Annotated in this window: 1 protein-coding gene; it reads left to right on the top strand. The window is 77.1% G+C overall.

The window, feature by feature from the left end; translation table 11 throughout:
• On the top strand, positions 1 to 760 hold a 760-nt coding region (locus FOE67_RS27105; RefSeq protein WP_228474355.1), incomplete at its 5' end, for an ABC transporter permease.
• Positions 761 to 905: the final 145 nt, after the last annotated feature.

Below are 905 nucleotides of genomic sequence, written 5' to 3'. Positions count from 1 at the left end.
CGCCCCCCTGGCCCCCGGCCCCCGACCGCCGGCCGCGCTCGGCGCGGTCTACCGGGCACAGCTCTCCCGCGCCGGGGTCGCCCGCATACCGCTGCTGTTCGTCGCCGGCTTCCAGTCCGTCGGCATCATGATCCTCATGCGGGGGGTCGTGGACGGCGGCACCGGCGAGGAGGCCCGCGCGGTCGTGGCCGGCTCCACCGTCCTGGTCGTCGCCTTCGTGGCGCTCAACCTCCTCGCCCAGTACTTCGGGCGACTGCGGGCCACCGGCGGCCTGGACCACTGGGCGACCCTCCCGGCCCCGGCCGCCTCGGTGGTGCTGGGCACGGCCGCCGCCTACGCCTCCTTCACCGTTCCCGGGGCCCTGGTGACCGCGCTCATCGGCTGCGCGCTGTACCAACTGCCGATGACCGGGCTGTGGCTGCTGATCGCCGTCGTTCCGCTCGCCGGCGCGGCGCTGGCGGGCCTGGGCGCCGCGCTGGGACTGCTCGCGCCCCGGCAGGAGCTGGCGACGCTCTGCGGCCAGCTGGGCATGTCGGCCGCCCTGCTGCTGGGCGTGCTGCCCGCCTCGCGGATGCCGGAGCCGATCCAATGGCTGCGGGACCTCCTCCCCTCCACCTACGGTGTCGAGGCCCTGGCCGAGGTGCTCGGGCCCGGCCCGGACTGGGGGTCGGTCGCGGCGAACCTGGCGGTCTGCGCGGCGATCGGCCTCCCGGCGCTGGTCCTGGCCGGGTGGGCGTACCGGCGTGCCGCGGGGCGCTGAACACCCTCCGCCGGCCCCGGGGCACCGGGACCGGCGGACCTCCCCGCCCCCGGTCTCGCCCGAACAGGCGTGCTCCGGGTCGAACACCACGCCGGGGCCGGCAGGATGACGGGGTGACCACCCCATCCTCCCCGTCCCCCTCGTC

This window comes from Streptomyces calidiresistens (genome assembly GCF_014141525.1).
Classification (GTDB): domain Bacteria; phylum Actinomycetota; class Actinomycetes; order Streptomycetales; family Streptomycetaceae; genus Streptomyces; species Streptomyces calidiresistens.
The sequence above is the reverse complement of the archived record's forward strand: the minus strand, read 5'-3'. Positions and strand labels throughout refer to the sequence as shown.